We start from the raw sequence: 25,050 nt of genomic DNA, 5'->3' as shown, positions 1-25,050 counted from the left end.
ACTTAAGAAACACTTAGAAATTATTATTTCTAAATAAATCTTAAAAGGAGGGCGGGTATTTGCAACTAGCCATGTCGCATTTTGGAGTCATTGTGTCAAATTGATTTGTATTTTAAATCGAGCGTTATCGATGAATAGTAATATGAAAATACTAGTGAATTAAATGAATATCACAGTTGTTTTATTTTTTCAATGTAGTTATTTTTCTGAATCACTATTTTGATATCGGTGGCGACAAAAAAGTGATGCCTCTTATTGGTGCGTCTTTGATTTTGTCGAAGTTTTTTCTTAATTTCAGGTTTCCTGGGAATAGTCATTCAGCCGGGCCTACCTCCTAGAATCGGGCAGTAGCGCTCGAACAATGGCGCGCGAATCAGGGAGTTCCAGATGGCCAACCGTTCCTATCTCTACAGCGTCAGCAATCGGCCCGGCGCATATGCCGACCGCCCGGAAACAATTTCGGGCCTGTCCGAATGGCCTTACGACGTGCCGTTCATGTACAGGCTTCTCATGTCGGGCGATCCGCAGCTGTGTGCCTCGCTGGTGTCGGATGGCTTCGATGACGACGAGCCGGAGCACAAGGTCAGGCTCCATGCAATCAGCAGCAGCTTCGATCCGGGCTTCGAGCGCGTGCGGCGTTTCATCGACATCGTGCGGTTTCTCCTTGCGGCGCAAGCATCAGCACCCGAGCCGCAACCTGCCGTTTCAGCGCAGCCGGTGTCTTTCCTCGGGCGTCTCAAGCGGCTGGTTTCGCCACAGACGGAAACGGCCCCCGCTGAGCCAGCGAGTGCGTCCACGGCGCTGGTGCATCTGCCCATCTGGCTCGACGAGACGATCGCCTTCCTCGAAGCCCATCGCGACCGCTACCTGCTGCTGGAGACGATCGAGCTCGACACCATGTCCGAATCAGATGAGGCGGCGCTGCGAGCCTGCGTGGAACAGGAGATCGCGCGATGCCTGCGCGTGGGCGCTGCCATCGATGCCCTGCCGGCCGACATCGCCGAGGCAGGGCGGCAGCTGAAACAGGCGACCACGCAGAAGTGCGCCTCCCCGCTCGACGCCTTTTTCGGGCTGCGGCTGGACGATGACTGCGACAGCACCCGCACCGGCGCCACGGAGCACCCGCTCGGTCTGCAATGGTCCGAGGTGCTGTATTTCGGCCTGTGGAACCGGGCCGAATTCGAGGCGGAGCGCGGCCAATCAGCCAGTCAGTAGTCAGCTACCTGCTGACCGGCGCGTCACCGTGCCCTGGAATTCCCCGAAGGACGCAAGCAGCGGCGTTGCCTTCCGGCACAGGATCTGCACGTCTTGCGATTGAGTTCGCTCAAGACAGAGGGCCACGGCGTGCGCGTTGTCCGGCTGAAGCTGCCAGAACTGCCAGCGTGCTGCGGAATCCTCGAGGCCGTCCTCGAAGTCGATAGCCACGCTGTGGGCGTCGTCGAAGCTGAAGGAAAACCGGTCCAGCGGCAGAGACAACCCCATTCCGCGCGCCTTGATATAGCTTTCCTTGAGCGTCCAGAGATCCCAGAAGCGTGAAGGCTGAAGCCCGGCCGGAAGCTGCTGCAGCTCTTTCGCCTCCCTGGCGGAGAAGAAGTTCTCCGCAATCTCCAGCGGGGCAGCCCTTGCCGTGTGCTCGACGTCCACGCCCACTTCGCGCTCCACCGCCAGCGCCGCCACGATGAGCGAGGCGCTGTGCGAAATATTGAAGCGAAGGCGCTGCGCCTGCGGCAGTGCATTGGCGATCCGGGGGCGCCCATAAGCGTTGTTCTCGAATTGCCAGTCCTGCGGGGCGATGGGCGCATAGCAGGAGAGAAGCGAGCGGATCAGCCCCCGCGTCATGAGATAGCGGCGCCGGTCCCGGGCGAAGTGAAAGCGCCCGTGCCTTTCGCGCTCTTCGGGCGCCAGCAGGGCCATGCCCTTTTCTTCGCAGGTGGCGTCGTCGTCCTGCTCGGGGACGTACAGGTGCCATAGGTGAACCTGGTGCGAGTCGATCTGCAGTTGTTGCATCCGCAATTCTTGCTCGGGTGGCGCGATCTTCCATGACGTCAGCGCTCTTATTTTCCGGCCTTCAGTTCGGCTTAAGGTTGCCGGCTGATACTCGGGTGGACGGTCTGCTGGCGTTGGTAGAGGTCGCTCAGGCACCCGCCCATTGGTGGCGGTTCCTCGAGGCTGGCGATCGTCACATTTTCAAACGGCCTGCGGAGAACTATTCTTCGATACGCCATGACCCAAGACCCCGTCGACTTCAATCTCCCTGAAGGCTGGACGTGCCGGCTGGACCTCAAAAAGACCCTGGAAGGCACCTATGCCGGCAAGGCCGAACTCCGGCAGGGACGGGTGCAGCGCTGCGTGTTCGTGCTGACGCAACAGCCCTCGCGCGAAGCAGCGCTCGAGCGGGCCCGCTTCCGCGCCCGGTATTTCGTCGACGAATGGACGACCCGGCGCCGCCGCGGGAGCGACTCCCAGGCCTGACGGGCTCCTACGCTCGTGCCTGGGAGATTTCCCCCAGCCAGATCGGCTCGTTCGAGGTGTCCGGAAATCCCGAGTCGTCCACGGTGCCTGCAATCGGCGAGCCCGGCACATGGCGAAGCTCGTAGCCCCGTCCGTACACCGAGTGCAGCATGAACTCGCTGTCCTTGTGCAGCGACAGCTTGCGGCGGATGTTCGCCACGCAGCAGTCGAGCACCCGGCTCCTGCGCTCGACCTGCGAGTCCATCCACAGCGAACCCAGCAGCCAGTCGCGCTCCAGCAGCCGGCCGGTATTGCGAAACAGCAGCAGCGCCAGCTCGAATTCGCGCGGCTTCAGGCGGATGTCCTGCCCCTTGTGCACCACCACCTTGCGGCTGCCGATGAACTGGTAGTCGCCGAACAGCGCATTCACCGATGGCGGATGCAGCAGCGTTTCGTTGCGCCGCAGCGCTTCGCGCACGCGCAACTCCACCTCGAAGTCGTCGACCGGCAGCACCGCGAAATCGATGCTCGCGCCCTGCGCTTCGGGCTCCGCCGCCAGCAGCACCTCGGCCAGCAGCTCGCGCTGCAGCGCATTGGCGACCAGGAAGATCGGCAGGCGCAGCGCCTTGCACATCGACGTCAGCACCGGCCACGCGCCCTCGTCCTTCAGCACCACCAGCAGCAGGTCGAAGTGGCTCCCTTGCGTGCCGCGCGTTACCGCGCGCAGAAAGTCGTCGCTGCTGTCGAAGGAAACCGGCGCGCAGCCCATCAGGCTCAGCCGTTGTCCCCATGCCTGCGCCTGGGCCTCGTCGCAACCCACCATGGCCACCTGGCGCGAGCCGCCGTGAGCGTCGTTGTTCATGATGTCGAGGGGTTCCGTGTGTTGGTGATGGTGAGGGTGGAAGGGCTGCTTCAGCGGTCGCCCGCGCGCGGCAGCTTCCAGCCGATGCCGGCGTTGAAGCCCCAGTCCCGACCTGCGTTGGCGATGGCCATGCCCCAGGCCATCTGCCCGTCGTCCGAAAGGGTCTTGAAGCCGAGGCTCGCCGCCGTGTAGCCCTTGTAGGTGCCGACGGCCAGGCCCACCGTCTTCTCGCCGGGGTAGAGCGTGGGCACGTACGCAGCCGACATGGCCACGGCCATCGCCGTACCTGAGTACGCGATGCGTTCCACGTCGCGCAAGGCAGCGGGCACCTGTTGCAGCTGGCCGAGGTTGACCGCGTCGCCCGGCAGGGCGCCCGGCGCCACGTTGGTGACAAGCACGCCGTCCGCCGCGCTCGCCACGCCATGCAGGGCGGTGGCGCACAGCCACAGCATGACCAGCAGCCCGGCCCGCACGGCGATCAGCCCGCCGCGAGGCGGTTGCCGCTGCCCGCCTGTGTCTTGCGCACGCCGTCCGGTCCGTAGAACAGCTGCGCGCTGGCCTGCAGGAAGTGCAGGGCCTGTTGCGTGAAATCGAGATGCGCGTAGACCATCGAGCCGTTGCGCAGGTTGTGGCCTCTTGCCTGCCCGGCAAGCTCCAGCAATGCAGCCCAGGCTTGCATCACGTCCGGGCCGCCGGCTGCTGCGGCAGCATCGGCACCCACGCGGCCAGGCTCGAAGCCCAGCGCCGCCTGCATGGCTTCGCGCTGCGTGTCCAACTCGGCCATGCGGTCGAGCAGCACGGTCTTCTGGCCGGCAATGGCCGCCAGGTCGGTGAACGCGCCGTCCGACATTGCCTGGGCCTCGCGGTCCAGCACCGAAAGGAATTCCTCGATGCAGGCAGTCTCGGTGCGCAGGTGGGTCAGCAGGGTGGGCTTCATTCGTTGCCGCCCTTGCCGCTGTTCGGGTCGAGCTTGGGGTCGAGCAGGTCTCGCACGCTTGCCAGCAGGCCGTCGGCGATGCGCTCGGGGCGGATCTGGTAGCGCCCGGCGCGGATGTCCTCGCGGATCGCCGCCACGCGGGCCGCATCGAAATCGCTGGCAGTGCCCGCGGCGCTGGGCAGCGAATGAACGTGCGCGGAAGCCGGCGCCGCCTCCTTGGGGCGCTGGGCGGCATCGGCGCCGGTCACCGTAGCCGCGCCCGGCGCGGGCGTTGGGCGATGAGGGGGCGTGGCCGAAGGGGCGGGTTGATCGATTTTCAAGGTGATTCCTCAGGGGCTGACCCGTATATCGGCAGCTTGGGCAAGAACTTTAGGCAGGGCGTGCACGAAGCTGCTTACTGGGCGAGCTGGATCTGTCCCTCTTCGTCCGCCACGCCGCTGACCAGCCGTCCGTCGCGGGTCTTGGCCTGCACCACGGCGCCGACGACGGCCCCGGTCATGGCCTTGCCCTCGGTGCTGACGACGAAGCCCTGGCCCTGCGCCACGACTTTCACCGCCTGCCCCTGCTGGATGACGGTAACGCCGCGTACCAGCTCCTTGCGCAGCGGCGCGCCCGGCGCCACCCGGTTGACCGTCACCACGCCGGCCAGCTCGGCCGCGCTGGTGATGACCGAGCGCGGCAGCCGCGTGAGGTCGCCGGTGCGCTCGGTAACGTCGCCCGCGCCCAGCGGCCGGCCCGAATCGATGGCGCGCGCGGCCACGAAATAGCTGCCTTCCACCGCGACGTGTGCCTGCACGTAGCGCGTCCACGGCCGCTCCGCCTGGCAGCGAACGCCCACCGACACGCGCCCCCAGGGCGTCGCGCCCGGCGGCAGAAAGGCTTCGGGCGCATCGCAGGCGGGCAGGTTGGAGGTGCTGCGTGCGTCGATGTTGATCGTCACCTTGCCCGGCAAGCCCGCCGTCTGCACCTGCAGGTATTTCTCGATGACCGTATTGACATCGGCGGCATTGGCATCGGCAGCGGCGGCGAACGCGGACGCCGTGCACACCATGGCCACCAGTGCCGGCAGGCTGCGGTTGCGAAGCTTGAAGAGGGTCATCGGGTGTGTCGGAAAAGAGGGCCTGGATTGCGGCGCGCCACAGCAAGAGGGCGCATGCCGCCGCCCGGAAATTCTAGAAATCCGCCCGCCGATCGAAGGTGCGAGCAGCAGGCGAAAACCCCCTTTGTTCGGGCGATTGCAAACGCGATGCATGCATAGACTCGCTTTCCATCTGTCGCTGCGCTTGCGCATTGGCGACGCCTCAACGGATGGAAAAAAGATGATCGACAAGCTGGATGCGGCGCTTCGTTTCAACCGCGAAGCCCTCAACCTCCGCGCCGAGCGCCAGGAAGTGCTCGCGGCCAATATCGCCCATGCAGACACGCCCAACTACAAGGCGCGCGACTTCGACTTCGGCTCGCGCCTGAGCGAAGCCGTCGAGCGCGGCCGCGCGTCGGCGCAGTCGGTGTCGCTGGCCACCACCTCGTCGCGCCACCTTGCAGGGCAGGCGCAAGCCGCGTCCGACAAAGACCTGCTCTACCGCGTGCCCAACCAGTCGAGCCTCGACGGCAACACCGTAGAGATGGACGTCGAGCGCATCGCCTTTGCCGACAACGCGCTGCGCTACGAGTCCAACCTCACCGTCATCAATTCGAAGATCAAGTCGCTGCTCTCGGCGATCCAGCAGTAACAAGAAAGAAGAGCGGCCGCCACCATGCCCTTCAACAGCACTTCCATGAACATCTTCAACGTGGCGGGCTCCGCCATGACCGCGCAATCGCAGCGCATGAACGTGACCGCCAGCAACATGGCCAACGCCGAGAGCGTGGCCGGCCCCGACGGCATGCCCTACCGCGCGAAGCAGGTGGTGTTCCAGGTCGAGCCGTCGGCATACGGCGCCGGGGACATCGGCGGCGTCAAGGTCGCGGGCGTCATCGAAGACCAGTCGCCGCCGCGGCTCGTGTTCGATCCGAAGAGCCCGCACGCCAACGCCGAAGGCTACGTGGCGATGCCCAACGTCAACGTGGTCGAAGAGATGACCAACATGATTTCCGCCTCGCGCAGCTACCAGGCCAACGTCGAGGTGCTCAACACGGCCAAGACGCTGATGGTCAAGACGCTGTCCATCGGCCAGTAAACCTCCCACCAGATTCGCCAGATTCATCAGATCCACCAGAACAGAACAGGCACCACGCCATGGCCATCTCCGACACCTCGTCCATCACCGGTCAGAACGCCACTTCAGCGGCGACCAGCAGCAACGTCTCGAACGAAGACAGCGAGCAGCGCTTTCTCAAGCTGCTCGTCACGCAGCTGAACAACCAGGACCCGCTCAACCCGATGCAGAACGCCGAGCTCACCTCGCAGCTCGCGCAGATGAGCACCGTGAGCGGCATCGAGAAGCTCAACAGCACGCTCTCCGGCCTGGTGAACCAGACCAACTCCAACCAGCTGCTGCAGGCTACCTCGCTGATTGGCTACAACGTGCTGTCGCCGGGCGACACGCTCATCACCAAGGCTCCCGAAGAGGGCAAGGAACCTGCCTCGCAGGCCTTTGCCGTGGAGCTGCCCGGCACCGCCTCCGACGTCGACATCAAGATCGTCGACGGCACCGGCAAGGTCGTTCGCACCATCAGCGCCGGCTCCATGACCGAAGGCGTCAACGCCGTCACATGGGACGGCAAGGACGACACGGGCGCCGTGGTGCCCGCGGGCGCCTACCGCTTCACCGTCGACGCCACCAACGGCAGCGCGACCGTGAAGGCCACCTCGCTCACCTTCTCGCAGGTGGCCGCGGTCAAGCAGGGCACCAACGGGGTCTCGCTCGAACTGATGACGGGCAACAACATCAGCCTGTCCGACGTGCGGCTGTTCCTCTGAGCTTTTTTCTCAAAACGCATTCAACGCAGCATCGAACCAAGGAACCAACATGGCTTTTTCCCAGGGCATCAGCGGACTCGGCGTGGCCGCAGCCAACCTCGACGTCATCGGCAACAACATCGCCAACTCGGGCACCGTCGGCTTCAAGTCGGCCGCCGCCACCTTCCAGGACGTGTACGCGGGCTCGCGCGTCGGTCTGGGCGCATCGGTGTCGGGCGTGACGCAGAACTTCACGCAGGGCGTGACGCAGTCGAGCAGCCGCCCGCTGGACGTGGCCATCCTCAACGGCGACGGCTTCTTCCGCCTGAGCAGCCCCAGCGGTGAAGTCATGTACTCGCGCAACGGCCAGTTCACGCGCGACAAGGACGGCTACATCGTCAACGCATCGGGCCTGCGCCTCACCGGCTTCGGCGTGAACGCCAGCGGCGGCATCAGCGGCGGCACGCCGGCGGCCATCCAGATCCCGACCGCGGCCATGACGCCCAAGGCCACGACCGGCATCAACGCCGAGTTCAACCTCGACGCGCGCCTCACCACGCCCACCAAGACGCCCTTCAACGCGGCCGACTCCGACACCTTCAACTACTCGAACGCCGTCGGTCCCATCTACGACTCGCTGGGCAACCCGCACGACGTGTCCGTGTACTTCGTGAAGAGCGCCACCCCCGCCAACACCTGGAGCGTGTACGGCACCTCCGACGGCGCGGCGCTCAACGCCGGCGCAGCGCTCACCACGCTGACCTTCGACTCCGCCGGCAAGATGACCGCGCCGGCCAACGGCCAGCTGAACATCGGCCCCATCACCTTCACCAACGGCGCCGCGGCGCTGAGCGCCACGGTCGACCTCTCGGGCACCACGCAGTTCGGCGCGGCCAACGCCATGAGCAAGCTCGCGCAGGACGGCTACCGCTCGGGCGAACTCACCTCGTTCTCGATCAACGCCGACGGCACCATCACCGGCAAGTTCTCCAACGAACAGACCAAGCTGCTGGGCCAGATCGTGCTGTCGTCGTTCGCCAACCCGAACGGCCTGGAACCCAAGGGCGACAACGTGTGGGCTGAAACGCAGGCCTCGGGCAACGCGCTCACCGGCACCCCGGGCGAAGGCACCAAGCTCGGCGCGCTGCAGTCGGGCGCGCTCGAATCGTCCAACGTCGACCTCACCTCCGAGCTGGTCAACCTGATCGTCGCGCAGCGCAACTACCAGGCCAACGCGCAGACCGTGAAGACGCAGGACCAGGTCATGCAGACGCTGATGAACATCCGCTGACGCGGCAACAGCAACGCAGAACGACTGACACCAGGAGCACCCAGTGGATCGAATGTTGTATGTCGCCATGAGCGGCGCCAAGCAGGTCATGGAACAGCAGGCCTCGGTTGCCAACAACATGGCGAACGTTTCTACGCCGGGCTTCCGCGCGCAGATTGCCAACTTCCGCGCGGTGCCCGTGGTCGGCCAGGAGGCGCCCACGCGCGCCTTCGTGGCGGCCACCACGCCCGGCGCCGACTTCACCCACGGCCCGCTGACCGCAACCGGCCGCGAGCTCGACGTGGCCGTGAGCGGCGAGGGCTGGCTGGTGGTGCAGACGGCCGATGGCGGCGAGGCCTACACCCGCGTGGGCAACCTGCAGATCAGCGCCGACGGCCAGCTCACCACCATGGGCGGGCGCCCGGTGGTGGGCGACAACGGCGCGCTGACCGTTCCGCCCGGCTCCAGCGTGAGCATTGCCACCAACGGGCTGGTGGGTTCGCGCGACGCATCTTCGACCACGCTCACGGGCATTGCCGAAGTCGGCCGCCTCAAGTTGGTCAACCCGCCGGTCGCCGATCTCGAACGCGGCGACGACGGCCTGTTCCGCATGCGCGCCGGCCAGCCGCCCGCCGAGGCTGACGAGGCCGTCACGCTGGTCACCGGCGTGGTCGAGGGCAGCAACGTCAACCCGGTCGAGGCCATGGTGGCAATGATCGCGAACGCGCGCAGCTTCGAGATGCAGATGAAGTCGCTGCAGACCGCCGACACCAACGCGCAGGCCGCCAACAAGCTGCTGGCCTACGGCTGATCCGCTGATCCGTAGCAGCCCGCCCCGCAACACACCCGCAGGATTCTTCAAAAAATGATTCGCTCCCTCTACATCGCCAAGACCGGCCTCGACGCGCAGCAGACGCAGCTCGACGTGGTTTCGAACAACCTCGCCAACGTCGGCACCACCGGCTTCAAGCGCAGCCGCGCCGTGTTCGAAGACCTGGTCTACCAGAACCTGCGCCAGGTCGGTGGCCAGTCGTCGGACCAGACCCGCCTGCCTTCGGGCCTGCAGGTCGGCACCGGCGTGCACGTGGTTGCCACCGAGCGCATCCACTCGCAAGGCAACCTCACCAAGACCGACAAGCCCACCGACGTGGCCATCAACGGCAGCGGCTTCTTCCAGGTGCTGATGCCCGACGGCACCACCTCGTACACGCGCGACGGCTCGTTCCAGACCGACCGCGACGGCCAGCTCGTTACGGCCAGCGGCTTTCCCGTGCAGCCGGCCATCACCATTCCGGCCAACGCCACCAGCATCACGGTGGGCCGCGACGGCATCGTCTCGGTGGTGCAGGCGGGCAGCACGAACACCGTGCAGGTCGGCCAGCTTCAGCTTGCGACTTTCGTGAACCCGACGGGCCTGCAGAGCAAGGGCGAGAACCTGTATGCCGAAACCGACGCTTCCGGTGCGCCCAACCAGGTGAACCCCGGCATCGACGGCGCTGGCGTGCTGAGCCAGGGCTACGTCGAAGCCTCGAACGTGAACGTGGTGGAAGAGCTGGTCAACATGATTGCGACGCAGCGTTCGTACGAAATCAACAGCAAGGCGGTCCAGACTTCGGACCAGATGCTGCAGCGCCTGGCCCAGCTGTGATGTTGCGGGGTGTGCGTCTTCTTCGTGGGAGTGGCGCGGCCGCGAGAGCGCTGCTGCTTCTTGCCGCCGCGGTGCTGGCCACGGGCTGCGCGCAGATTCCGCGCGAGCCGCTGGTGCATCAGCCGATGACGGCGCGCGCCGACAACTACGCGGCAATGCAGCCGCGCCGCGCGCCCGGCGCGATCTTCCAGGATGGCCCTGGCGCCAATGCGCTGTTCGAAGACCGCCGCCCGCGCAACGTCGGCGACATCCTGACCATCGTCATCAGCGAGAAGGTCAACGCCACCAAGAATTCCGGCGCCAACGCCAGCCGCACGGGCAGCACGACGGGCGTGTTCTCCGCCATTCCCAAGCTCATCGGCGGCCTGCTCGACGGGCAGGGCACGAATCTCTCGGGCACCAACAAGCTCGACGCCAAGGGCGGGGCCAACGCCAACAACACCTTCAACGGTGTGATCACGGTCACGGTGACGGACGTGATGGGCAACGGCAACCTGCTGGTGAGTGGCGAGAAGCAGATGGGCATCAACCAGGGCACCGAGTACATCCGCTTCTCGGGCGTGGTGAACCCGCGCACCGTGTCGGGCAACAACACCGTGCCTTCGACGCTGGTGGCCGATGCGCGCATCGAGTACTCGGCTAAGGGCTACATCGACGAGGCGCAGACCATGGGATGGATGCAGCGCATCTTCCTCAACGTCATGCCATTTTAAAAATGACTTACCCCCAGGCTTCGCGCACTTCGTGTCGCTACTCCCCCCCCCTTGCAGGGGGCAACGCCTGCGGCCCGGCAGAGCCGGTTCCGCGGCATTCCACGAATTTTTCGGCTCGCTTGCGCATCGCGGCGTTGGCCGTGTTTGGTGCTTTGTTTTTTGCGCCTGTGCATGCGGAGCGGCTCAAGGAGCTCGCCAGCATTCAGGGGGTGCGGGACAACCCGTTGATCGGGTACGGGCTGATGGTGGGTCTGGACGGCACCGGCGACCAGACTATGCAGACGCCGTTCACCACGCAGAGCCTGAACAACATGCTGCAGCAGCTGGGCATCACGATTCCGCAGGGCGTGAACATGCAGCTGAAGAACGTGGCGGCGGTGATGGTGACGGCTACGCTGCCTTCGTTCGCGCGGCCGGGGCAGAACATCGACGTGACTGTGTCTTCGATGGGCAATGCGAAGAGCTTGCGCGGGGGCACGCTGCTGATGACGCCGCTGAAGGGCGTCGATGGGGCGACCTATGCGGTGGCGCAAGGGAACATGGTGGTCGGCGGCGCGGGTGCCGCGGCCAACGGGAGCAAGGTGCAGGTCAACCAGCTGAGCTCGGGTCGCATTCCGGCAGGCGCGCTGGTGGAGCGCACTGTGGAAGCGCCTGTTGGTGCTGAAGGCACGTTCTCGATCGAGCTCAACCGGTCGGACTTCGGCACCACGCAGCGCGCGGTCGATGCAATCAACCGGCAGTTCGGTTCGGGCACGGCCGAGGCGGTCGATGCGCGTTCGATTCGCGTGCGTGCGCCGGAGCCGCAGCAGCGCGTGGGTTTTCTCGCGCGGCTCGAAGATATTGAAGTGACGCCCACGCAGGCCGGGGCGCGGGTGGTGGTCAATGCGCGCACCGGGTCGGTGGTGATGAACCAGGCCGTTCGCGTGAAGGACTGCGCCGTTGCGCACGGCAACCTGTCGGTGGTCATCAACACCGAACCTGTCATCAGCCAGCCGGGGGCGCTTTCGGGCGGCAGCACGGTGGTGGCGCAGACATCGCAGATCTCGGTGAACCAGGGCGGCGGCGCGATCCAGATGGTGCGCGGTGGCGCGTCGTTGTCGGACGTGGTCAAGGGCCTCAACAGCCTGGGCGCGAATCCGCAGGACCTGGTGTCCATCCTCCAGGCCATGAAGTCGGCCGGCGCACTGAGCGCCGAGCTGGAAATCATCTGAGGTCGATGCGATGACGCTACCGGCCACTACCGACCGCAGCGGCGCGCTCGACCAGCGCTTCGCGCTCGACGTGCAGGGCGTCGATGCCCTGCGGCGCACCGTGCGCACTTCGCCGGAAGAAGGCCTGCAGCAGGTCTCGCGGCAGTTCGAGGCGCTGTTCATGAACATGGTGCTCAAGAGCATGCGCGAGGCAACGCCCTCCAGCGGGCTGTTCGAGAGCCAGGACCAGAAGGTGTACCTCTCGATGTTCGACCAGCAGCTCACGCAGAACCTTTCGGGGCGCGGCGTGGGGTTGGCCGAGGCCATGCTCGCGCAGCTGCGGCGCAGCATGCCGTCGGGTCCGCCCGATGCGGATGCCGACGCCGAAATCGGCACCAAGCCCATGTCGCTCGAACCACGCGGCGGCTTGCCGTACGGCCCGCGCGCGGGCATTCCCATTGGCTCGGCACCGACCGCCCGCGTGGGGGCCGACCTGAGCGTCTATCAATTCAACAGCGAGCGCCGCGCACCCGGTGCTGGTAGTGCGAATGCCTCGCTGCAAGGGCAGGTCGATGATTTCGTGGGCCGCATGGGTGCGTCTGCGCAGGCCGCGAGCACGGCCAGCGGCGTGCCCGCGCCGCTGATCCTTGCGCAGGCTGCGCTCGAGTCCGGCTGGGGCAAGCGGGAGATTCGCGCCGACGACGGCACGCAGAGCTTCAACCTGTTCGGCATCAAGGCCGACCGCAGCTGGAAGGGCGCAACGGTCGAAACCACCACCACCGAATACGTCGACGGCGAGCCGCAGAAGGTGCGCGCCAAGTTTCGCGCCTACGCCTCGTACGAAGAAGCCTTCACCGACTACGCGCGCTTCATCACCCGCAACCCGCGCTACGCGAACGTGCTGGCCACCGACGACCCGACCGAGGCCGCGCACGGCCTGCAGCGCGCGGGCTACGCCACCGATCCGCGCTACGGCGAGAAGCTCGTTCGCATCATGCAGAAATTCGGGTGAGCCGCGCTCGCGCACACCACATCAAGGAAACCCCATGGCAAAGACCCAAGAAACCGCAGCAGGCAGCCGCCTGGAGGTCGTGACCTTCAAGCTGGGCGAAGAGGAATACGGCATAGACATCCAGAAGGTGCAGGAGCTGCGCGGCTACGACGCGGTGACGCGTATTGCCAATGCACCGGAGTACATCAAGGGAGTGGTGAACCTGCGCGGGATCATCGTTCCGATCATCGATATGCGCATCAAGTTCAAGCTGGGCGACCCGACGTACGACCAGTTCACGGTGGTGATCGTGCTGAACATCGCAGGGCGCGTGGTGGGCATGGTGGTGGACAGCGTGTCGGACGTGATCACGCTGACGGGCGAGCAGATCAAGCCGGCGCCGGAGATGGGCTCGGTGCTGGACGCCGACTACCTGATCGGGCTGGGCACGCTGGAAGAGCGGATGCTGATCCTGGTGGACATCGACCGCTTGATGTCCAGCGACGAGATGGGCCTCGTCGAGAAGATCGCCGCCTGAAGGCCGGGCGCGCACGCCAACGCCAATCAGAACAACGACACACAGAGGTTCCGCGAGGAGACGCACATGAAAGACTGGAAGATCGGACGGCGCCTGGGTGCCGGCTTTGCACTGGTGCTGGCGCTGGTGGTGATCACCGCGGCCATCGGCGTGCTGCGCCTGCAGGGCGTGGGCGACGCGACGGAGGCCATGGCCGGACAGTCGCTGACAAAGGAACGGCTGGCGGCCGCCTGGCAGCTGGGCACCAACACCAACAGCGTGCGCACCTTCTCCCTGCTCAAGAGCGACGACGTGGCCGTGCAGGAGTATCTGCAGAAGAACATCACGGCCACCAGCGCTGTCATCACCGAAACGCAGAAGAAGCTCGAGGCCATGCTGGCGTCGCCAGAAGAGTTGGCGCTGAGCGCCGACATCAAGAAGAAGCGCGGCGAATACGTCGAGCTGCGCAACCAGATCCTCAAGCTCAAGGCCGACGGCCGCAAGGAAGAGGCCACGAAGTTGACCGACACGCAACTGCTGCCCGCGCTCGACGGCTACGACGCGAGCATCCGCGCCATGGTGGGCCATCAGCAGAAGGAGATCGACAGGACCGCTGCCGGCATCGGCGCGCAGTACCGGTCGGGCCGGGCCTGGCTCGTCGGGCTGGCTGCTTTCGCGGTCGTTGCCGGATCGGTGATCGCATGGCTGCTGACGCGCAGCATCGTGCAGCCCATCGCCGAGGCACTGCTGATCGCCGAGACCGTGGCCTCGGGCGACCTGAGCCAGGAATTCGAGACCGAGCGCGGAGGCGACTTCGGCCGGCTGCTGCGCGGCATGGGCGAGATGGAAGACACGCTCACCGATCTGGTGACGCGCATCAAGGCTTCGACCGATTCGATCGCGGTGGCCTCGCGGCAGATTGCGGCCGGCAACCAGGACTTGTCTTCGCGCACCGAGCAGCAGGCCAGCTCGCTGGAGCAGACGGCAGCTTCGATGGAAGAGCTGACTTCGACGGTGAAGCAGAACGCGGACAACGCACGTCAGGCGAACCAGTTGGCCGTCTCGGCCTCCGAGGTCGCGGTGAAGGGCGGCAGCGTTGTCTCGCAAGTGGTCGACACCATGAGCTCGATCAATGCATCGTCGAAAAAGATCGTCGACATCATCGGCGTGATCGACGGCATCGCGTTCCAGACCAACATCCTGGCGCTGAACGCGGCGGTCGAAGCCGCACGCGCCGGCGAGCAGGGCAAGGGCTTTGCCGTTGTCGCGTCGGAAGTGCGCAACCTGGCGCAGCGCTCGGCAGCGGCGGCCAAGGAAATCAAGACGCTCATTGGCGACTCGGTCGAAAAAGTCGAGGCCGGCAGCAAGCAGGTTGGTGAAGCCGGCCGCACGATGCAGGAAATCGTGGGCAGCGTGCGCCGCGTGACCGACATCATGGGCGAGATCACCGCCGCGAGCCAGGAGCAAACGTCGGGCATCGAGCAGATCAACCAGGCCATCACGCAGATGGACCAGGTCACGCAGCAGAACGCCGCGCTGGTCGAAGAAGCCTCGGCCGCTGCCCAGTCGCTGCAGGAGCAGGCCGACAACCTCGTGCGCGCCGTCAGCACCTTCAAGCTCGACGCCGACGTCGAAGAAGTAGAGATGGTCTGAAGCACCCATGCGCACACGTCTCAGCCCCAGGCTTGCCCTGCGCCTCGGCGTGGGCTTCGCCATTCTGTTGCTCTTGCTGGCCGTCGCGCTGAGCCTCGGCTTCAAGGCCGGCGCCGGCTACGAATGGGCGCGCCTGACGGTGTGTGCATTGGGCGTGGCTGCATTGCTCACCGCCGGTGTCGTCGCGTGGCTCGTCACGAGTTCGGTCACCCGTTCGACCCACGACGCCGCGAAGGTCTCCGACCGGCTCGACAGGGTTTTCCAGCACGTCAATGCCCAGGATTCCTGAAAACAAGCTCTCCACCCCATGAACTCATTCATCAATCTCAAGATCGGTACCCGTCTCGGCGCGGGCTTTGCCACCGTGCTCCTGCTGCTGGCCGGCATTGCCGGCCTCGGCCTCAGCGCGATGTCGAATATCCAGTTGCGGCTGGACGGCATCGTCAACGGCAACAACGTCAAGGTGGCCTCGGTCAACAAGATGCTGGACGCGGTCCGCGACATCGCCATCCTCGATGGCAACCTGATCCTGCTGACCGACACCGACGCCATGCGCGAAGAGTCGAAGAAGGTTACCGCCGCGCGCGACCGCTTCACCGAAAACCGCGCCGTGCTGGCGAAGCTGCTGGCCACTTCCGATGGCAAGGCGCTGCTCGCGCGCATCGACGAGAAGGTGGCCGTGCTCGTGCCGCTGAGTGCTCAACTGTCCGAATTCGCGTTGCAGAACAGGAACGACGAGGCAACCGCAATCTTCATCTCGAAGTTCCAGCCGGCCACGCGGGCGCTGCTCGAGGAGCTCGACGCCATGAGCCAACGCCAGGGCAAGCTGTCGCAGGAGGCCGAGGAAGAGGCCCACGCCGGCTACGTATGGTCGCGCAACCTGATGCTGGCACTGGGCGCCCTCGCGGTCCTGGCTGGTGCGGCCATTGCATGGCTCATCACGCGCTCGATCACCCGGCCCATCGGCGAGGCCGTGCAGGTGGCCGAGAAGGTGGCGGCGGGCGACATCAGCTCGCGCATCGAGGTGCAGTCGAAGGACGAGACCGGCCGGCTGATGCTCGCGCTCAAGGAGATGAACGAGAGCCTGGTGAAGATCGTCAGTGAAGTGCGCACGGGCACCGAGACGATTGCGACGGCTTCGAACCAGATAGCCTCGGGCAATCAGGACTTGTCTTCGCGCACTGAAGAGCAGGCGAGTTCGCTGGAGCAGACGGCTGCTTCGATGGAAGAGCTGACCTCGACCGTGAAGCAGAACGCGGACAACGCTCGTCAGGCGAACCAGCTTGCGGTCTCGGCTTCGGAAGTGGCTGTGAAGGGCGGCAGTGTCGTCTCGCAAGTGGTCGATACCATGGGCTCGATCAATACGTCGTCGAAAAAGATCGTCGACATCATCGGCGTGATCGACGGCATTGCGTTCCAGACGAACATCCTCGCGCTCAACGCCGCGGTCGAAGCTGCCCGCGCGGGCGAGCAAGGCAGGGGCTTTGCGGTGGTGGCTTCAGAAGTTCGCAGCCTCGCGCAGCGCTCGGCAGCCGCCGCCAAGGAAATCAAGACGCTCATCGGCGACTCGGTCGAGAAGGTCGAAGAAGGCAGCAAGCAGGTTGCAGAAGCCGGCCGCACGATGGACGAAATCGTCGGCAGCGTGAAGCGCGTGACGGACATCATGGGCGAGATCACTGCCGCAAGTCAGGAACAAACCTCCGGCATCGAGCAGATCAACCAGGCCATCACGCAGATGGACCAGGTCACGCAGCAGAACGCTGCGCTGGTTGAAGAAGCTTCGGCCGCAGCCCAGTCGCTGCAGGAACAAGCCAGCAGCCTCGTGCGCGCTGTGAGCGTCTTCAAGCTCGACGTCAACGCCGTCGCCACCACGCGGCCCAGCTTCACGCGAATCACCCCAATCCCGAAGCCCGCCAAGCCGGCACCGAAGCGCCCCGCCAAGGCCTTGCCCACCCGACGCGAGCCTTCTGGCGCTCCGCAACTCGCCATGGCCGGCAACGCCAAGGGCGACTGGACCGAGTTTTGAGAAAAAAGGACTCAAGTTCAGCGATCCGATGCCGATAACAGGATGAACCCGTTCCCTGTTATCGAAGGAAAAGAGCAATGAGTCTGAACAAGGCAAGAGATCCACTGCAGAAAGCCGCCTCGGCTTCGCCAGCGTCCACCGGCGTGAACCGCCTGGAGGTCGTGACCTTCAAGCTGGGCGAAGAGGAATACGGCATAGACATCCAGAAGGTGCAGGAGCTGCGCGGCTACGACGCGGTGACGCGCATTGCAAATGCACCGGAGTACATCAAGGGAGTGGTGAACCTGCGCGGGATCATCGTTCCGATCATCGACATGCGCATCAAGTTCAAGCTGGGCGACCCGACGTACGACCAGTTCACGGTGGTGATCGTGCTGAACATCGCAGGGCGCGTGGTGGGCATGGTGGTGGACAGCGTGTCGGACGTGATCACGCTGACGGGCGATCAGATCAAGCCTGCGCCGGAGATGGGCTCGGTGCTGGACGCCGACTACCTGATCGGGCTGGGCACGCTGGAAGAGCGGATGCTGATCCTGGTGGACATCGACCGGCTGATGTCCAGCGAAGAAATGGGGCTCGTCGAAGCCGCCGCCACTGCCTGACACCGGTGCCATGGCCGCATGGCCAGGCTCGGCTCCACATCTTCACCTTTCAAGGCCTGCACCATGAAATTTCTCTCGAACCTCCGCATCGGCAACCGGCTGGCCGTGGCTTTCGCCATCGTGCTGGGCCTGACCGTGATCTCGACCGCGATCGCCCTGGTTTCCTCGCGCAACAACGCGGAAGCCACCCGGGTCATGATGCAGAGCCCGCTCGCGAAGGAGCGGCTCATCTCCGACTGGTACGTGCTTACCTACTCGGCCATCGCCCGCACCTCGATGATTGCGCGCACGACCGACGAGACCCTGCCGGTCGTTTTTGCCGACGTGATCTCCGACAGCGTGAAGAAGGGCAGCGAGACCATTGCCAAGGTCGAGAAACTGCTGGTGACGGAGGAGGAGAAGGCCGTCCTGAAGTCCATTCTCGATTTGCGCGCGAAGTACCAGACCGCCAAGGACGACGTAGGAAAGGCCAAGGCCAGCGGCAATGCGGTGGACACCGCGCGCGCCTTCAAGGAGTCGTTCCAGCCGGCCGCCAAGGCCTATGAAACCCGCGTGCTCGACCTGCTGTCGATGGAGCGCCAGGCCATCGACGACATGAGCCAGGCCATCGACGCGGCGAACACGCGCAGCTTCAACCTGCAACTGCTGCTGACGGTGCTGACGGTGGTCAGCGGCGGCATCTTCGCGTTCTTCATCTCGCGCAGCATCGTGCGCCCGCTGGCGCAAGCCGTGCAGGTGGCCGAGACGGTCGCTGCCGGAGACCTGAGCATGCACATCGAAGTGGAAAGCCGCGACGAAGCAGGGCAGCTGATGCAGGCGCTGAAGAACATGAACGCCAACCTGGCGAAGGTGGTGGGCGAAGTGCGTACGGGCACGGAAACGATCGCTACTGCTTCGGGGCAGATTGCTTCGGGCAATCAGGATCTGTCTTCGCGTACCGAAGAGCAGGCGAGTTCGCTGGAGCAAACCGCTGCTTCGATGGAAGAGCTGACCAGCACCGTCAAGCAGAACGCCGACAACGCGCGGCAGGCCAACCAGCTGGCTGTGTCTGCCTCTGAAGTTGCGGTGAAGGGCGGCAGCGTCGTCTCCCAAGTGGTGGACACGATGGGCTCGATCAATGCATCGTCCAAGAAGATCGTCGACATCATCGGCGTGATCGACGGCATTGCTTTCCAGACCAACATCCTGGCGCTGAATGCAGCGGTCGAAGCTGCCCGCGCAGGTGAGCAAGGCCGAGGCTTTGCCGTAGTGGCTTCAGAAGTTCGCAGCCTGGCTCAACGTTCCGCTGCAGCAGCCAAGGAGATCAAGACTCTCATCGGCGACTCGGTAGAAAAGGTCGAAGAGGGCAGCAAGCAGGTGGAAGAAGCTGGCCGCACGATGGACGAGATCGTCGGCAGCGTGAAGCGCGTGACCGACATCATGGGTGAGATCACCGCTGCCAGCCAGGAACAAACGTCGGGCATCGAACAGATCAACCAGGCCATCACGCAGATGGACCAGGTCACGCAGCAGAACGCCGCGCTGGTCGAAGAGGCTTCGGCAGCCGCTCAATCGCTGCAGGAGCAGGCCGGCGCCCTTGTGCAGGCCGTCAGCATCTTCAAGCTCGACGAAGGCCGCCAAGCCGCGCCTCGCGCGCAGGCCAGAACTCAGCCGGCCAAGCGCGTCGGGTCGCCCTTGCCCACGACACCGCAGCTTGCGGTGGCCGGTGCCGGTGACTGGCGCGAGTTCTGAACCATAGGGCTTTCTGTAGTTATGAAAACCGCGAACCCCGCGAGGCGCGATCCCGCCTTCGTCTCCCTGGCTCGCACCATGACCCTCGGCGCCGTCGCAGGCATGCTCCTGGTGGTGACGCTGGTGCTGGCAGTCTTCTACGCGCTGGCTTCCTCGCAGCAGCAGCGCAGTGCCGCGCAGTATGCCAATGCCAAGGCGGAAGCCATCGCCCGCTCGCTGGACATCTTCGACCAGACCATGCGCCTCACGGCGGAGAACGCCTTCGGCGTCTTCCGCCGCCAGTTCGCGTCCAGCTTCGTTCTCGACGGAGCCGCGCAGGGAGCGCTGAGCAGTGACGGCACGCCCATCGACGCCAAGCGCATCGCGGAGGTGGATGCCTTCGCGCGCGATTTCCCCGGCGCCAATGCCACGGTGTTCGTAGCGCAAGGCGAAGATTTCCGCCGCGTCACCACCTCGGTGAAGAAGGAAAGCGGCGAACGCGCCGTCGGCACGCTGCTCGATCGCAAGAGCGGCGCCTATCCGGTGCTGCGCGAGGGCAAGCGCTTCGTGGGGCGCGTCATGCTGTTCGGGCGCCCCTACATGACGGTCTACGAGCCGGTGCGCGATGCGGCCGGCCGCGTCGTCGCGGTGCTCTACATCGGGCTGGACATTTCCCAACAGCAGGCTTCCTTCGGCGAAGCCGTGGGCAAGACGCGGATCTTCGAGACCGGCGGGCTCTACATCGTCAACCCCAGCGGCGGTGCCGATGCGGCGACGCTGGTCTTTCATCCGACGGCGGCGGGCAAGAAGCTGAGCGAGCTTCTGCCTGGTGACGAGTCGACCGCCTGGCTGTCGCGGGTCGCGGCGCCTGACGCCATGTGGATCGACGACGCGCGGGCGGTGCTTGCATCCGCAGCGAACGGGCAGCGGCGCTATGCCTCGGTGGCCAGGAGCGAAGCGACGGGCTGGCTGGTGGTGGCCGAGCTTCCCGCTTCGGAGGTGCTCGCCGGGCTCTATCGTCAGATGGCCTGGATCGGCGCCTGCATTGCGCTGGCGGCCCTCGTGTTGGGGGCGGCGCTGATCGTCTTCATCCGCCGCACCGTGCGGCCACTGAGCGTGCTGAGCGAGCATGTGCAGGCTCTCGGCCAGGGCGACCTGTCGCAGCGATTGGACTCGGCCCGCCGTGACGAGATGGGCGTGATCACCCGCGCCGTGGAAAGCATGCGCGAGGGCCTGGCCGGCGTTGTGGGCGGCGTGCGCGAGGGCACCGATGCCATCGCCACCGCCTCGGGCCAGATCTCGGCGGGCAACCAGGATCTCTCGACGCGCACGGAGGAACAGGCGAGCTCGCTGCAGCAGACCGCTGCATCGATGGAAGAGCTCACCAGCACCGTCAAGCAGAACGCAGACAACGCGCGGCAGGCCAACCAGCTGGCGCTGTCGGCCTCCGAGGTGGCGCTCAAGGGCGGCGATGTGGTCAGCCAGGTGGTGGACACCATGGCCTCGATCCATGCCTCGTCGAAAAAGATCGTGGACATCACCGGCGTGATCGACGGCATCGCCTTCCAGACCAACATCCTGGCGCTCAACGCCGCGGTGGAAGCAGCGCGCGCGGGAGAGCAGGGCAGGGGCTTCGCCGTGGTGGCTGCCGAAGTGCGCAACCTCGCGCAGCGCTCGGCAGCAGCGGCCAAGGAAATCAAGGGCCTGATCGATGACTCGGTCGGCAAGGTCGATGCGGGCACCGCCCTGGTGGGCGAAGCCGGAAGGACCATGGAAGAGATCGTGGGCAGCGTGAAGCGGGTGACCGACATCATCGGTGAGATCAGCGCCGCGAGCCACGAGCAGACATCAGGCATCGAACAGATCAACCAGGCCATCACGCAGATGGACCAGGTCACGCAGCAGAACGCGGCACTGGTCGAGGAAGCCTCGGCCGCAGCCCAGTCGCTGCAGGAACAGGCCGGCAGCCTCGTGCAGGCCGTCAGCATCTTCAAGCTCGGCGAAGGCCGGCAACACACGGTATTGGCCTTCTCGGCCTGAAAAATGATCAAGTCTTTCTACAACCTCAAGATCGCGACCAAGCTGCTTGCGTCGTTCATTGCCGTCCTCGTGCTGACGGCCTGCCTCGGTGTGATTTCGGTGATGCAGCTCGGCAAGGTTCACGAGATGTCCAAGGACCTCTCGACCAACTGGCTGCCCGCCACGCGCTCGCTGCTGGAGCTGAAGACTTTGGTGGCGAGCTACCGCGCGCAGGAGACGGAGCATGCCTTGTTGGGTTCGTTCACCGAAATGACTGCGCACGAGAAGGCGATGGACGAGTCGTGGGCGGTGCTGCAGAAGAAGCGCGCCGAATATGCGACGCTTATCTCGGAGCCCGAGGAGCGCGAGCTCTATCCGGTGTTCGAGAAGTTGCTGGCGCAATACGCGCTCGAGCACAACAAGATCGTCGCCATCTCCAATACGCAGGACATCGACCAGACGGCCAATCTGATTCGCGGCAAGTCGCAGACTTTGAGCCGCGAGATGAACGCGACGCTGGACAAGCTGACGCAGATGAACATGGCGGGCGCCCTGCGCGCGAGCCAGACAGCCGACGCGGTGCACGGACGAGCCAGGCTCTGGGTGTTTGGCCTGCTGCTGGGCAGCATCGCGCTCGGCCTGGGGCTGGCGTTGTGGATCGCACGTATCGTCTCGCGGCCGCTGGCGGAAGCCGTGAAGGTGGCGCAGTCGGTGGCAGCGGGCGACCTGACCAGCCGCATCGAGGCGCGGACGACAGATGAAACCGGGCAACTGCTCGAGGCCCTGAAGGGCATGAACGACAGCCTCGTGAAGATCGTCAGCGAAGTGCGCACGGGGACCGACACGATCGCGACGGCTTCGAGCCAGATTGCTTCGGGGAATCAGGATCTGTCTTCGCGCACGGAAGAGCAGGCAAGCTCGTTGGAGCAGACGGCTGCTTCGATGGAGGAACTGACCAGCACCGTCAAGCAGAACGCGGATAACGCGCGCCAAGCCAACCAGCTGGCTGTGTCTGCCTCTGAAGTTGCCGTGAAGGGCGGCAGCGTTGTCTCGCAAGTGGTCGACACCATGGGTTCGATCAATGCATCGTCCAAGAAGATCGTCGACATCATCGGTGTGATCGACGGCATCGCATTCCAGACCAACATCCTCGCGCTGAACGCGGCAGTCGAGGCGGCACGCGCCGGCGAGCAAGGCCGTGGCTTTGCTGTCGTCGCCTCCGAAGTGCGCAGCCTCGCTCAGCGCTCGGCTGCCGCCGCCAAGGAAATCAAGACCCTGATCGGCGACTCGGTCGAAAAGGTCGAAGAGGGCAGCAAGCAGGTTGCAGAGGCTGGCCGCACGATGGACGAAATCGTCGGCAGTGTCCGCCGCGTGACGGACATCATGGGCGAGATCACCGCCGCGAGCCAGGAGCAGACCTCTGGCATCGAACAGATCAACCAGGCCATCACGCAGATGGATCAGGCCACGCAGCAGAACGCAGCGTTGGTTGAAGAGGCTTCGGCAGCCGCTCAATCGCTGCAGGAGCAGGCCGGCAGCCTCGTGCAGTCCGTCAGCATCTTCAAGCTCGACGCCAACGCCGCGGCCACAACACGCCCCGGCTTCACGCGCATCACCCCGATCGCCAAGCCCGTCAAGCCCGAGCCGAAGCGCCCCGCCAAGGCCTTGCCCACCCGCCGCGAACCCGCCGCAGCCCCACAGCTCGCCGTAGCTGGGGATGCGAAGGGCGACTGGACGGAATTCTGAGTCTGCTGGAGGAAATCAAATGAACTTGAAGAACCTGAAAATCGGCACCCGCCTGGGCCTCGGCTTTGCGGTCGTGTTGCTCCTGATGTTGGTCATTGCCGCCACCGGCATGCAGCGCCTTGCGAGCGTGGGCAAGGCCACGGAAGACATGATGCAGAACGCGCTGGTCAAGGAGCGCCTGGCCAACCAGTGGTCCAACCTGCTCGGGCCGGCAATCGTCAATTCGTTCGCGATGGTCAAGGCGACAGACCCCAAGGTGGTCGCCTACTTCGAGAAGGGCCGGGCCGACAAGTCGGCGCTTATCAACCCGGTGCAGAAGAAGCTCGAGGAACTGCTGACCTCTCCGGAAGAGAAGAAGCTGTATGCCGGTGTGGCTGACGCTCGCGGCGTCGTGCTCGCGACCATCGGGAAGATCAACAAGCTCAAGACCGAGGGGAAGAACGAAGAGGCCATGGAAATGGCCGACAACCAGTTCGCGCCCGCACTCACCGTCTACGAGGAGGCCGTGGCCAAGCTCGCGGCGTATCAGCGCGACCGCATCGACGAACTGGCGCAAGACATCGAAGCCAGCCATACGACCGGCGAGACCACGTTGATGGTGCTGTCGGGCATTGCGCTGGTGCTGGGGGCGCTGTTTGCATGGCGCCTGACACTGGGCATCGTGCGCCCGCTGGGGCATGCGGTGGAAGTGGCCGAGACGGTGGCCGCGGGCGACCTGAGCACGCACATCGAGGTGGAAAGCCGCGATGAGACAGGGCAGCTGATGCACGCGCTGCGAGAGATGAATGCGAGCCTGGCAAAGGTGGTTGGTGAGGTGCGCACGGGCACGGAGACGATCGCCACTGCTTCGGGGCAGATTGCTTCGGGGAATCAGGACCTGTCTTCGCGCACGGAAGAGCAGGCGAGTTCGCTGGAGCAGACGGCTGCTTCGATGGAAGAGCTGACCAGCACCGTCAAGCAGAACGCGGACAACGCGCGTCAAGCCAACCAGCTGGCTGTGTCTGCCTCTGAAGTTGCCGTGAAGGGCGGCAGCGTCGTCTCCCAAGTGGTGGACACGATGGGCTCGATCAATGCATCGTCCAAGAAGATCGTCGACATCATCGGCGTGATCGACGGCATTGCCTTCCAGACCAACATCCTGGCGCTGAATGCAGCGGTCGAAGCTGCCCGCGCAGGTGAGCAAGGCCGAGGCTTTGCCGTAGTGGCTTCAGAAGTTCGCAGCCTGGCTCAACGTTCCGCTGCAGCAGCCAAAGAGATCAAGACGCTGATCGGCGACTCGGTAGAAAAGGTCGAAGAAGGCAGCAAGCAGGTGGAAGAGGCTGGCCGCACGATGGACGAGATCGTGGGCAGCGTGAAGCGCGTGACGGACATCATGGGCGAGATCACGGCCGCGAGCCAGGAACAAACCTCGGGCATCGAGCAGATCAACCAGGCCATCACGCAGATGGATCAGGTCACGCAGCAGAACGCCGCACTGGTCGAAGAGGCTTCGGCAGCCGCTCAATCGCTGCAAGAGCAAGCCAGCAGCCTCGTACAGGCGGTGAGCGTCTTCAAGCTCGATGCCAACGCCGTCGCCACCACACGCCCCGGCTTCACGCGTATCACCCCAATCCCGAAGCCCGCCAAGCCAGCACCCAAGCGCCCCGCCAAGGCCTTGCCCACCCGGCGCGAGCCTTCTGGCGCCCCGCAACTCGCCATGGCCAACGACGCCAAGGGCGACTGGACCGAGTTCTGACCCGATCGGCCCTCAACTTTCGGCCGGCGCTGCCGATATAGACCCAGAGGCATCCAGGCGATGCCACCTCATTTCACACAC

Annotated in this window: 26 protein-coding genes; 20 read left to right on the top strand and 6 right to left on the bottom strand. The window is 64.9% G+C overall.

All coding sequences use genetic code 11. The features are described from left to right. Positions 1-387 precede the first annotated feature (387 nt). On the top strand, positions 388-1,215 hold the full coding sequence (locus BMW87_RS15790; protein WP_093077329.1) for a DUF7822 domain-containing protein: 828 nt from the start codon (positions 388-390) through the stop codon (positions 1,213-1,215). Here BMW87_RS15790 and BMW87_RS15785 read toward each other — a convergent pair whose 3' ends face one another. Beyond that, the gene (locus BMW87_RS15785; RefSeq protein ID WP_093077327.1) at positions 1,216-2,007 is read right to left on the bottom strand and encodes a 4'-phosphopantetheinyl transferase family protein; all 792 of its coding nucleotides are present in this window, start codon (positions 2,005-2,007) and stop codon (positions 1,216-1,218) included. A gap of 216 nt (positions 2,008-2,223) precedes the next feature. Between BMW87_RS15785 and BMW87_RS15780 the strand changes: the two genes are divergently transcribed. Continuing rightward, positions 2,224-2,472, top strand: coding sequence for a hypothetical protein (locus tag BMW87_RS15780; protein WP_093077326.1), 249 nt, complete (start codon positions 2,224-2,226; stop codon positions 2,470-2,472). Positions 2,473-2,479: 7 nt separating this feature from the next. Here BMW87_RS15780 and BMW87_RS15775 read toward each other — a convergent pair whose 3' ends face one another. From BMW87_RS15775 to flgA, 5 genes are all read right to left on the bottom strand, one after another. Further along, positions 2,480-3,313: a winged helix-turn-helix domain-containing protein gene (locus BMW87_RS15775; protein ID WP_093077324.1), complete on the bottom strand. Its 834-nt coding sequence runs from the start codon at positions 3,311-3,313 to the stop codon at positions 2,480-2,482. Positions 3,314-3,363: 50 nt separating this feature from the next. Beyond that, the gene (locus BMW87_RS15770; protein ID WP_256216792.1) at positions 3,364-3,786 is read right to left on the bottom strand and encodes a YadA-like family protein; all 423 of its coding nucleotides are present in this window, start codon (positions 3,784-3,786) and stop codon (positions 3,364-3,366) included. A 5-nt stretch (positions 3,787-3,791) separates the two neighbouring features. After that, a complete protein-coding gene (locus BMW87_RS15765; protein WP_177192782.1) occupies positions 3,792-4,250 on the bottom strand; it encodes a flagella synthesis protein FlgN in 459 nt (152 codons plus the stop codon). Continuing rightward, complete coding sequence (flgM, locus tag BMW87_RS15760; RefSeq protein WP_093077323.1) at positions 4,247-4,570, bottom strand: flagellar biosynthesis anti-sigma factor FlgM; 324 nt, start codon at positions 4,568-4,570, stop codon at positions 4,247-4,249. Before flgM ends, BMW87_RS15765 begins: the two co-directional genes overlap by 4 nt. 74 nt (positions 4,571-4,644) lie before the next feature. Then, positions 4,645-5,349: a flagellar basal body P-ring formation chaperone FlgA gene (gene flgA, locus BMW87_RS15755; RefSeq protein ID WP_093077321.1), complete on the bottom strand. Its 705-nt coding sequence runs from the start codon at positions 5,347-5,349 to the stop codon at positions 4,645-4,647. A 220-nt stretch (positions 5,350-5,569) separates the two neighbouring features. Between flgA and flgB the strand changes: the two genes are divergently transcribed. From flgB to BMW87_RS15665, 18 genes are all read left to right on the top strand, one after another. Next, positions 5,570-5,980, top strand: coding sequence for a flagellar basal body rod protein FlgB (flgB, locus tag BMW87_RS15750; protein ID WP_093057952.1), 411 nt, complete (start codon positions 5,570-5,572; stop codon positions 5,978-5,980). A 45-nt stretch (positions 5,981-6,025) separates the two neighbouring features. Beyond that, positions 6,026-6,427 (top strand): flagellar basal body rod protein FlgC, encoded by a 402-nt coding sequence (flgC, locus tag BMW87_RS15745; protein ID WP_256216791.1) that lies wholly within the window; start codon positions 6,026-6,028, stop codon positions 6,425-6,427. A gap of 59 nt (positions 6,428-6,486) precedes the next feature. After that, entirely contained in the window at positions 6,487-7,170 is a 684-nt protein-coding gene (locus BMW87_RS15740; protein WP_093077320.1) for a flagellar hook assembly protein FlgD, read from the top strand. 49 nt (positions 7,171-7,219) lie between these two features. Then, on the top strand, positions 7,220-8,440 hold the full coding sequence (gene flgE / locus BMW87_RS15735) for a flagellar hook protein FlgE (protein ID WP_093057949.1): 1,221 nt from the start codon (positions 7,220-7,222) through the stop codon (positions 8,438-8,440). 43 nt (positions 8,441-8,483) lie between these two features. Next, the gene (locus BMW87_RS15730) at positions 8,484-9,230 is read left to right on the top strand and encodes a flagellar basal body rod protein FlgF (RefSeq protein ID WP_093077318.1); all 747 of its coding nucleotides are present in this window, start codon (positions 8,484-8,486) and stop codon (positions 9,228-9,230) included. A 54-nt stretch (positions 9,231-9,284) separates the two neighbouring features. Then, the gene (gene flgG, locus BMW87_RS15725) at positions 9,285-10,067 is read left to right on the top strand and encodes a flagellar basal-body rod protein FlgG (RefSeq protein ID WP_093077317.1); all 783 of its coding nucleotides are present in this window, start codon (positions 9,285-9,287) and stop codon (positions 10,065-10,067) included. Beyond that, positions 10,067-10,780: a flagellar basal body L-ring protein FlgH gene (locus BMW87_RS15720; RefSeq protein WP_371127402.1), complete on the top strand. Its 714-nt coding sequence runs from the start codon at positions 10,067-10,069 to the stop codon at positions 10,778-10,780. Before flgG ends, BMW87_RS15720 begins: the two co-directional genes overlap by 1 nt. 119 nt (positions 10,781-10,899) lie before the next feature. After that, positions 10,900-11,991: a flagellar basal body P-ring protein FlgI gene (locus BMW87_RS15715; RefSeq protein ID WP_093057946.1), complete on the top strand. Its 1,092-nt coding sequence runs from the start codon at positions 10,900-10,902 to the stop codon at positions 11,989-11,991. A gap of 10 nt (positions 11,992-12,001) precedes the next feature. Further along, positions 12,002-12,982 (top strand): flagellar assembly peptidoglycan hydrolase FlgJ, encoded by a 981-nt coding sequence (gene flgJ / locus BMW87_RS15710; RefSeq protein WP_093057945.1) that lies wholly within the window; start codon positions 12,002-12,004, stop codon positions 12,980-12,982. 34 nt (positions 12,983-13,016) lie between these two features. Beyond that, positions 13,017-13,499, top strand: a complete 483-nt coding sequence (locus tag BMW87_RS15705; protein ID WP_093077315.1) for a chemotaxis protein CheW — start codon at positions 13,017-13,019, stop codon at positions 13,497-13,499. A 66-nt stretch (positions 13,500-13,565) separates the two neighbouring features. Then, complete coding sequence (locus BMW87_RS15700) at positions 13,566-15,131, top strand: methyl-accepting chemotaxis protein (RefSeq protein ID WP_093077314.1); 1,566 nt, start codon at positions 13,566-13,568, stop codon at positions 15,129-15,131. A 7-nt stretch (positions 15,132-15,138) separates the two neighbouring features. After that, positions 15,139-15,420, top strand: a complete 282-nt coding sequence (locus BMW87_RS15695) for a hypothetical protein (RefSeq protein ID WP_093057943.1) — start codon at positions 15,139-15,141, stop codon at positions 15,418-15,420. An 18-nt stretch (positions 15,421-15,438) separates the two neighbouring features. Further along, entirely contained in the window at positions 15,439-17,157 is a 1,719-nt protein-coding gene (locus BMW87_RS15690) for a methyl-accepting chemotaxis protein (RefSeq protein ID WP_093077312.1), read from the top strand. Positions 17,158-17,234: 77 nt separating this feature from the next. Further along, complete coding sequence (locus BMW87_RS15685; RefSeq protein ID WP_093057941.1) at positions 17,235-17,759, top strand: chemotaxis protein CheW; 525 nt, start codon at positions 17,235-17,237, stop codon at positions 17,757-17,759. 63 nt (positions 17,760-17,822) lie between these two features. Beyond that, on the top strand, positions 17,823-19,490 hold the full coding sequence (locus tag BMW87_RS15680) for a methyl-accepting chemotaxis protein (RefSeq protein ID WP_093077311.1): 1,668 nt from the start codon (positions 17,823-17,825) through the stop codon (positions 19,488-19,490). Positions 19,491-19,568: 78 nt separating this feature from the next. Then, the gene (locus tag BMW87_RS15675) at positions 19,569-21,509 is read left to right on the top strand and encodes a methyl-accepting chemotaxis protein (protein ID WP_305727925.1); all 1,941 of its coding nucleotides are present in this window, start codon (positions 19,569-19,571) and stop codon (positions 21,507-21,509) included. A 3-nt stretch (positions 21,510-21,512) separates the two neighbouring features. After that, the gene (locus BMW87_RS15670) at positions 21,513-23,234 is read left to right on the top strand and encodes a methyl-accepting chemotaxis protein (protein WP_093077307.1); all 1,722 of its coding nucleotides are present in this window, start codon (positions 21,513-21,515) and stop codon (positions 23,232-23,234) included. 19 nt (positions 23,235-23,253) lie between these two features. Further along, on the top strand, positions 23,254-24,969 hold the full coding sequence (locus BMW87_RS15665) for a methyl-accepting chemotaxis protein (RefSeq protein ID WP_093077306.1): 1,716 nt from the start codon (positions 23,254-23,256) through the stop codon (positions 24,967-24,969). The last annotated feature ends 81 nt before the right edge of the window (positions 24,970-25,050 follow it).

Origin of the sequence: Variovorax sp. OV084, from assembly GCF_900111625.1 — a bacterium.
Lineage (GTDB): Bacteria > Pseudomonadota > Gammaproteobacteria > Burkholderiales > Burkholderiaceae_C > Variovorax.
Note: the sequence above shows the minus strand (reverse complement) of the source record. Positions and strands in the feature narration are given on the sequence as shown.

Coding starts and splice junctions, on each gene's coding strand:
- BMW87_RS15785 (WP_093077327.1), bottom strand. CDS start 2,007: ATGCAACAACTGCAGATCGACTCGCACCAGGTTCACCTATGGCACCTG.
- BMW87_RS15670 (WP_093077307.1), top strand. CDS start 21,513: ATGATCAAGTCTTTCTACAACCTCAAGATCGCGACCAAGCTGCTTGCG.
- BMW87_RS15705 (WP_093077315.1), top strand. CDS start 13,017: ATGGCAAAGACCCAAGAAACCGCAGCAGGCAGCCGCCTGGAGGTCGTG.
- BMW87_RS15695 (WP_093057943.1), top strand. CDS start 15,139: ATGCGCACACGTCTCAGCCCCAGGCTTGCCCTGCGCCTCGGCGTGGGC.
- flgE (WP_093057949.1), top strand. CDS start 7,220: ATGGCTTTTTCCCAGGGCATCAGCGGACTCGGCGTGGCCGCAGCCAAC.
- BMW87_RS15680 (WP_093077311.1), top strand. CDS start 17,823: ATGAAATTTCTCTCGAACCTCCGCATCGGCAACCGGCTGGCCGTGGCT.
- BMW87_RS15740 (WP_093077320.1), top strand. CDS start 6,487: ATGGCCATCTCCGACACCTCGTCCATCACCGGTCAGAACGCCACTTCA.
- BMW87_RS15690 (WP_093077312.1), top strand. CDS start 15,439: ATGAACTCATTCATCAATCTCAAGATCGGTACCCGTCTCGGCGCGGGC.
- BMW87_RS15685 (WP_093057941.1), top strand. CDS start 17,235: ATGAGTCTGAACAAGGCAAGAGATCCACTGCAGAAAGCCGCCTCGGCT.
- BMW87_RS15665 (WP_093077306.1), top strand. CDS start 23,254: ATGAACTTGAAGAACCTGAAAATCGGCACCCGCCTGGGCCTCGGCTTT.
- flgG (WP_093077317.1), top strand. CDS start 9,285: ATGATTCGCTCCCTCTACATCGCCAAGACCGGCCTCGACGCGCAGCAG.
- BMW87_RS15700 (WP_093077314.1), top strand. CDS start 13,566: ATGAAAGACTGGAAGATCGGACGGCGCCTGGGTGCCGGCTTTGCACTG.
- BMW87_RS15780 (WP_093077326.1), top strand. CDS start 2,224: ATGACCCAAGACCCCGTCGACTTCAATCTCCCTGAAGGCTGGACGTGC.
- BMW87_RS15765 (WP_177192782.1), bottom strand. CDS start 4,250: ATGAAGCCCACCCTGCTGACCCACCTGCGCACCGAGACTGCCTGCATC.
- BMW87_RS15790 (WP_093077329.1), top strand. CDS start 388: ATGGCCAACCGTTCCTATCTCTACAGCGTCAGCAATCGGCCCGGCGCA.
- flgJ (WP_093057945.1), top strand. CDS start 12,002: ATGACGCTACCGGCCACTACCGACCGCAGCGGCGCGCTCGACCAGCGC.
- BMW87_RS15720 (WP_371127402.1), top strand. CDS start 10,067: ATGTTGCGGGGTGTGCGTCTTCTTCGTGGGAGTGGCGCGGCCGCGAGA.
- BMW87_RS15675 (WP_305727925.1), top strand. CDS start 19,569: ATGACCCTCGGCGCCGTCGCAGGCATGCTCCTGGTGGTGACGCTGGTG.
- flgC (WP_256216791.1), top strand. CDS start 6,026: ATGAACATCTTCAACGTGGCGGGCTCCGCCATGACCGCGCAATCGCAG.
- flgA (WP_093077321.1), bottom strand. CDS start 5,349: ATGACCCTCTTCAAGCTTCGCAACCGCAGCCTGCCGGCACTGGTGGCC.
- BMW87_RS15775 (WP_093077324.1), bottom strand. CDS start 3,313: ATGAACAACGACGCTCACGGCGGCTCGCGCCAGGTGGCCATGGTGGGT.
- flgB (WP_093057952.1), top strand. CDS start 5,570: ATGATCGACAAGCTGGATGCGGCGCTTCGTTTCAACCGCGAAGCCCTC.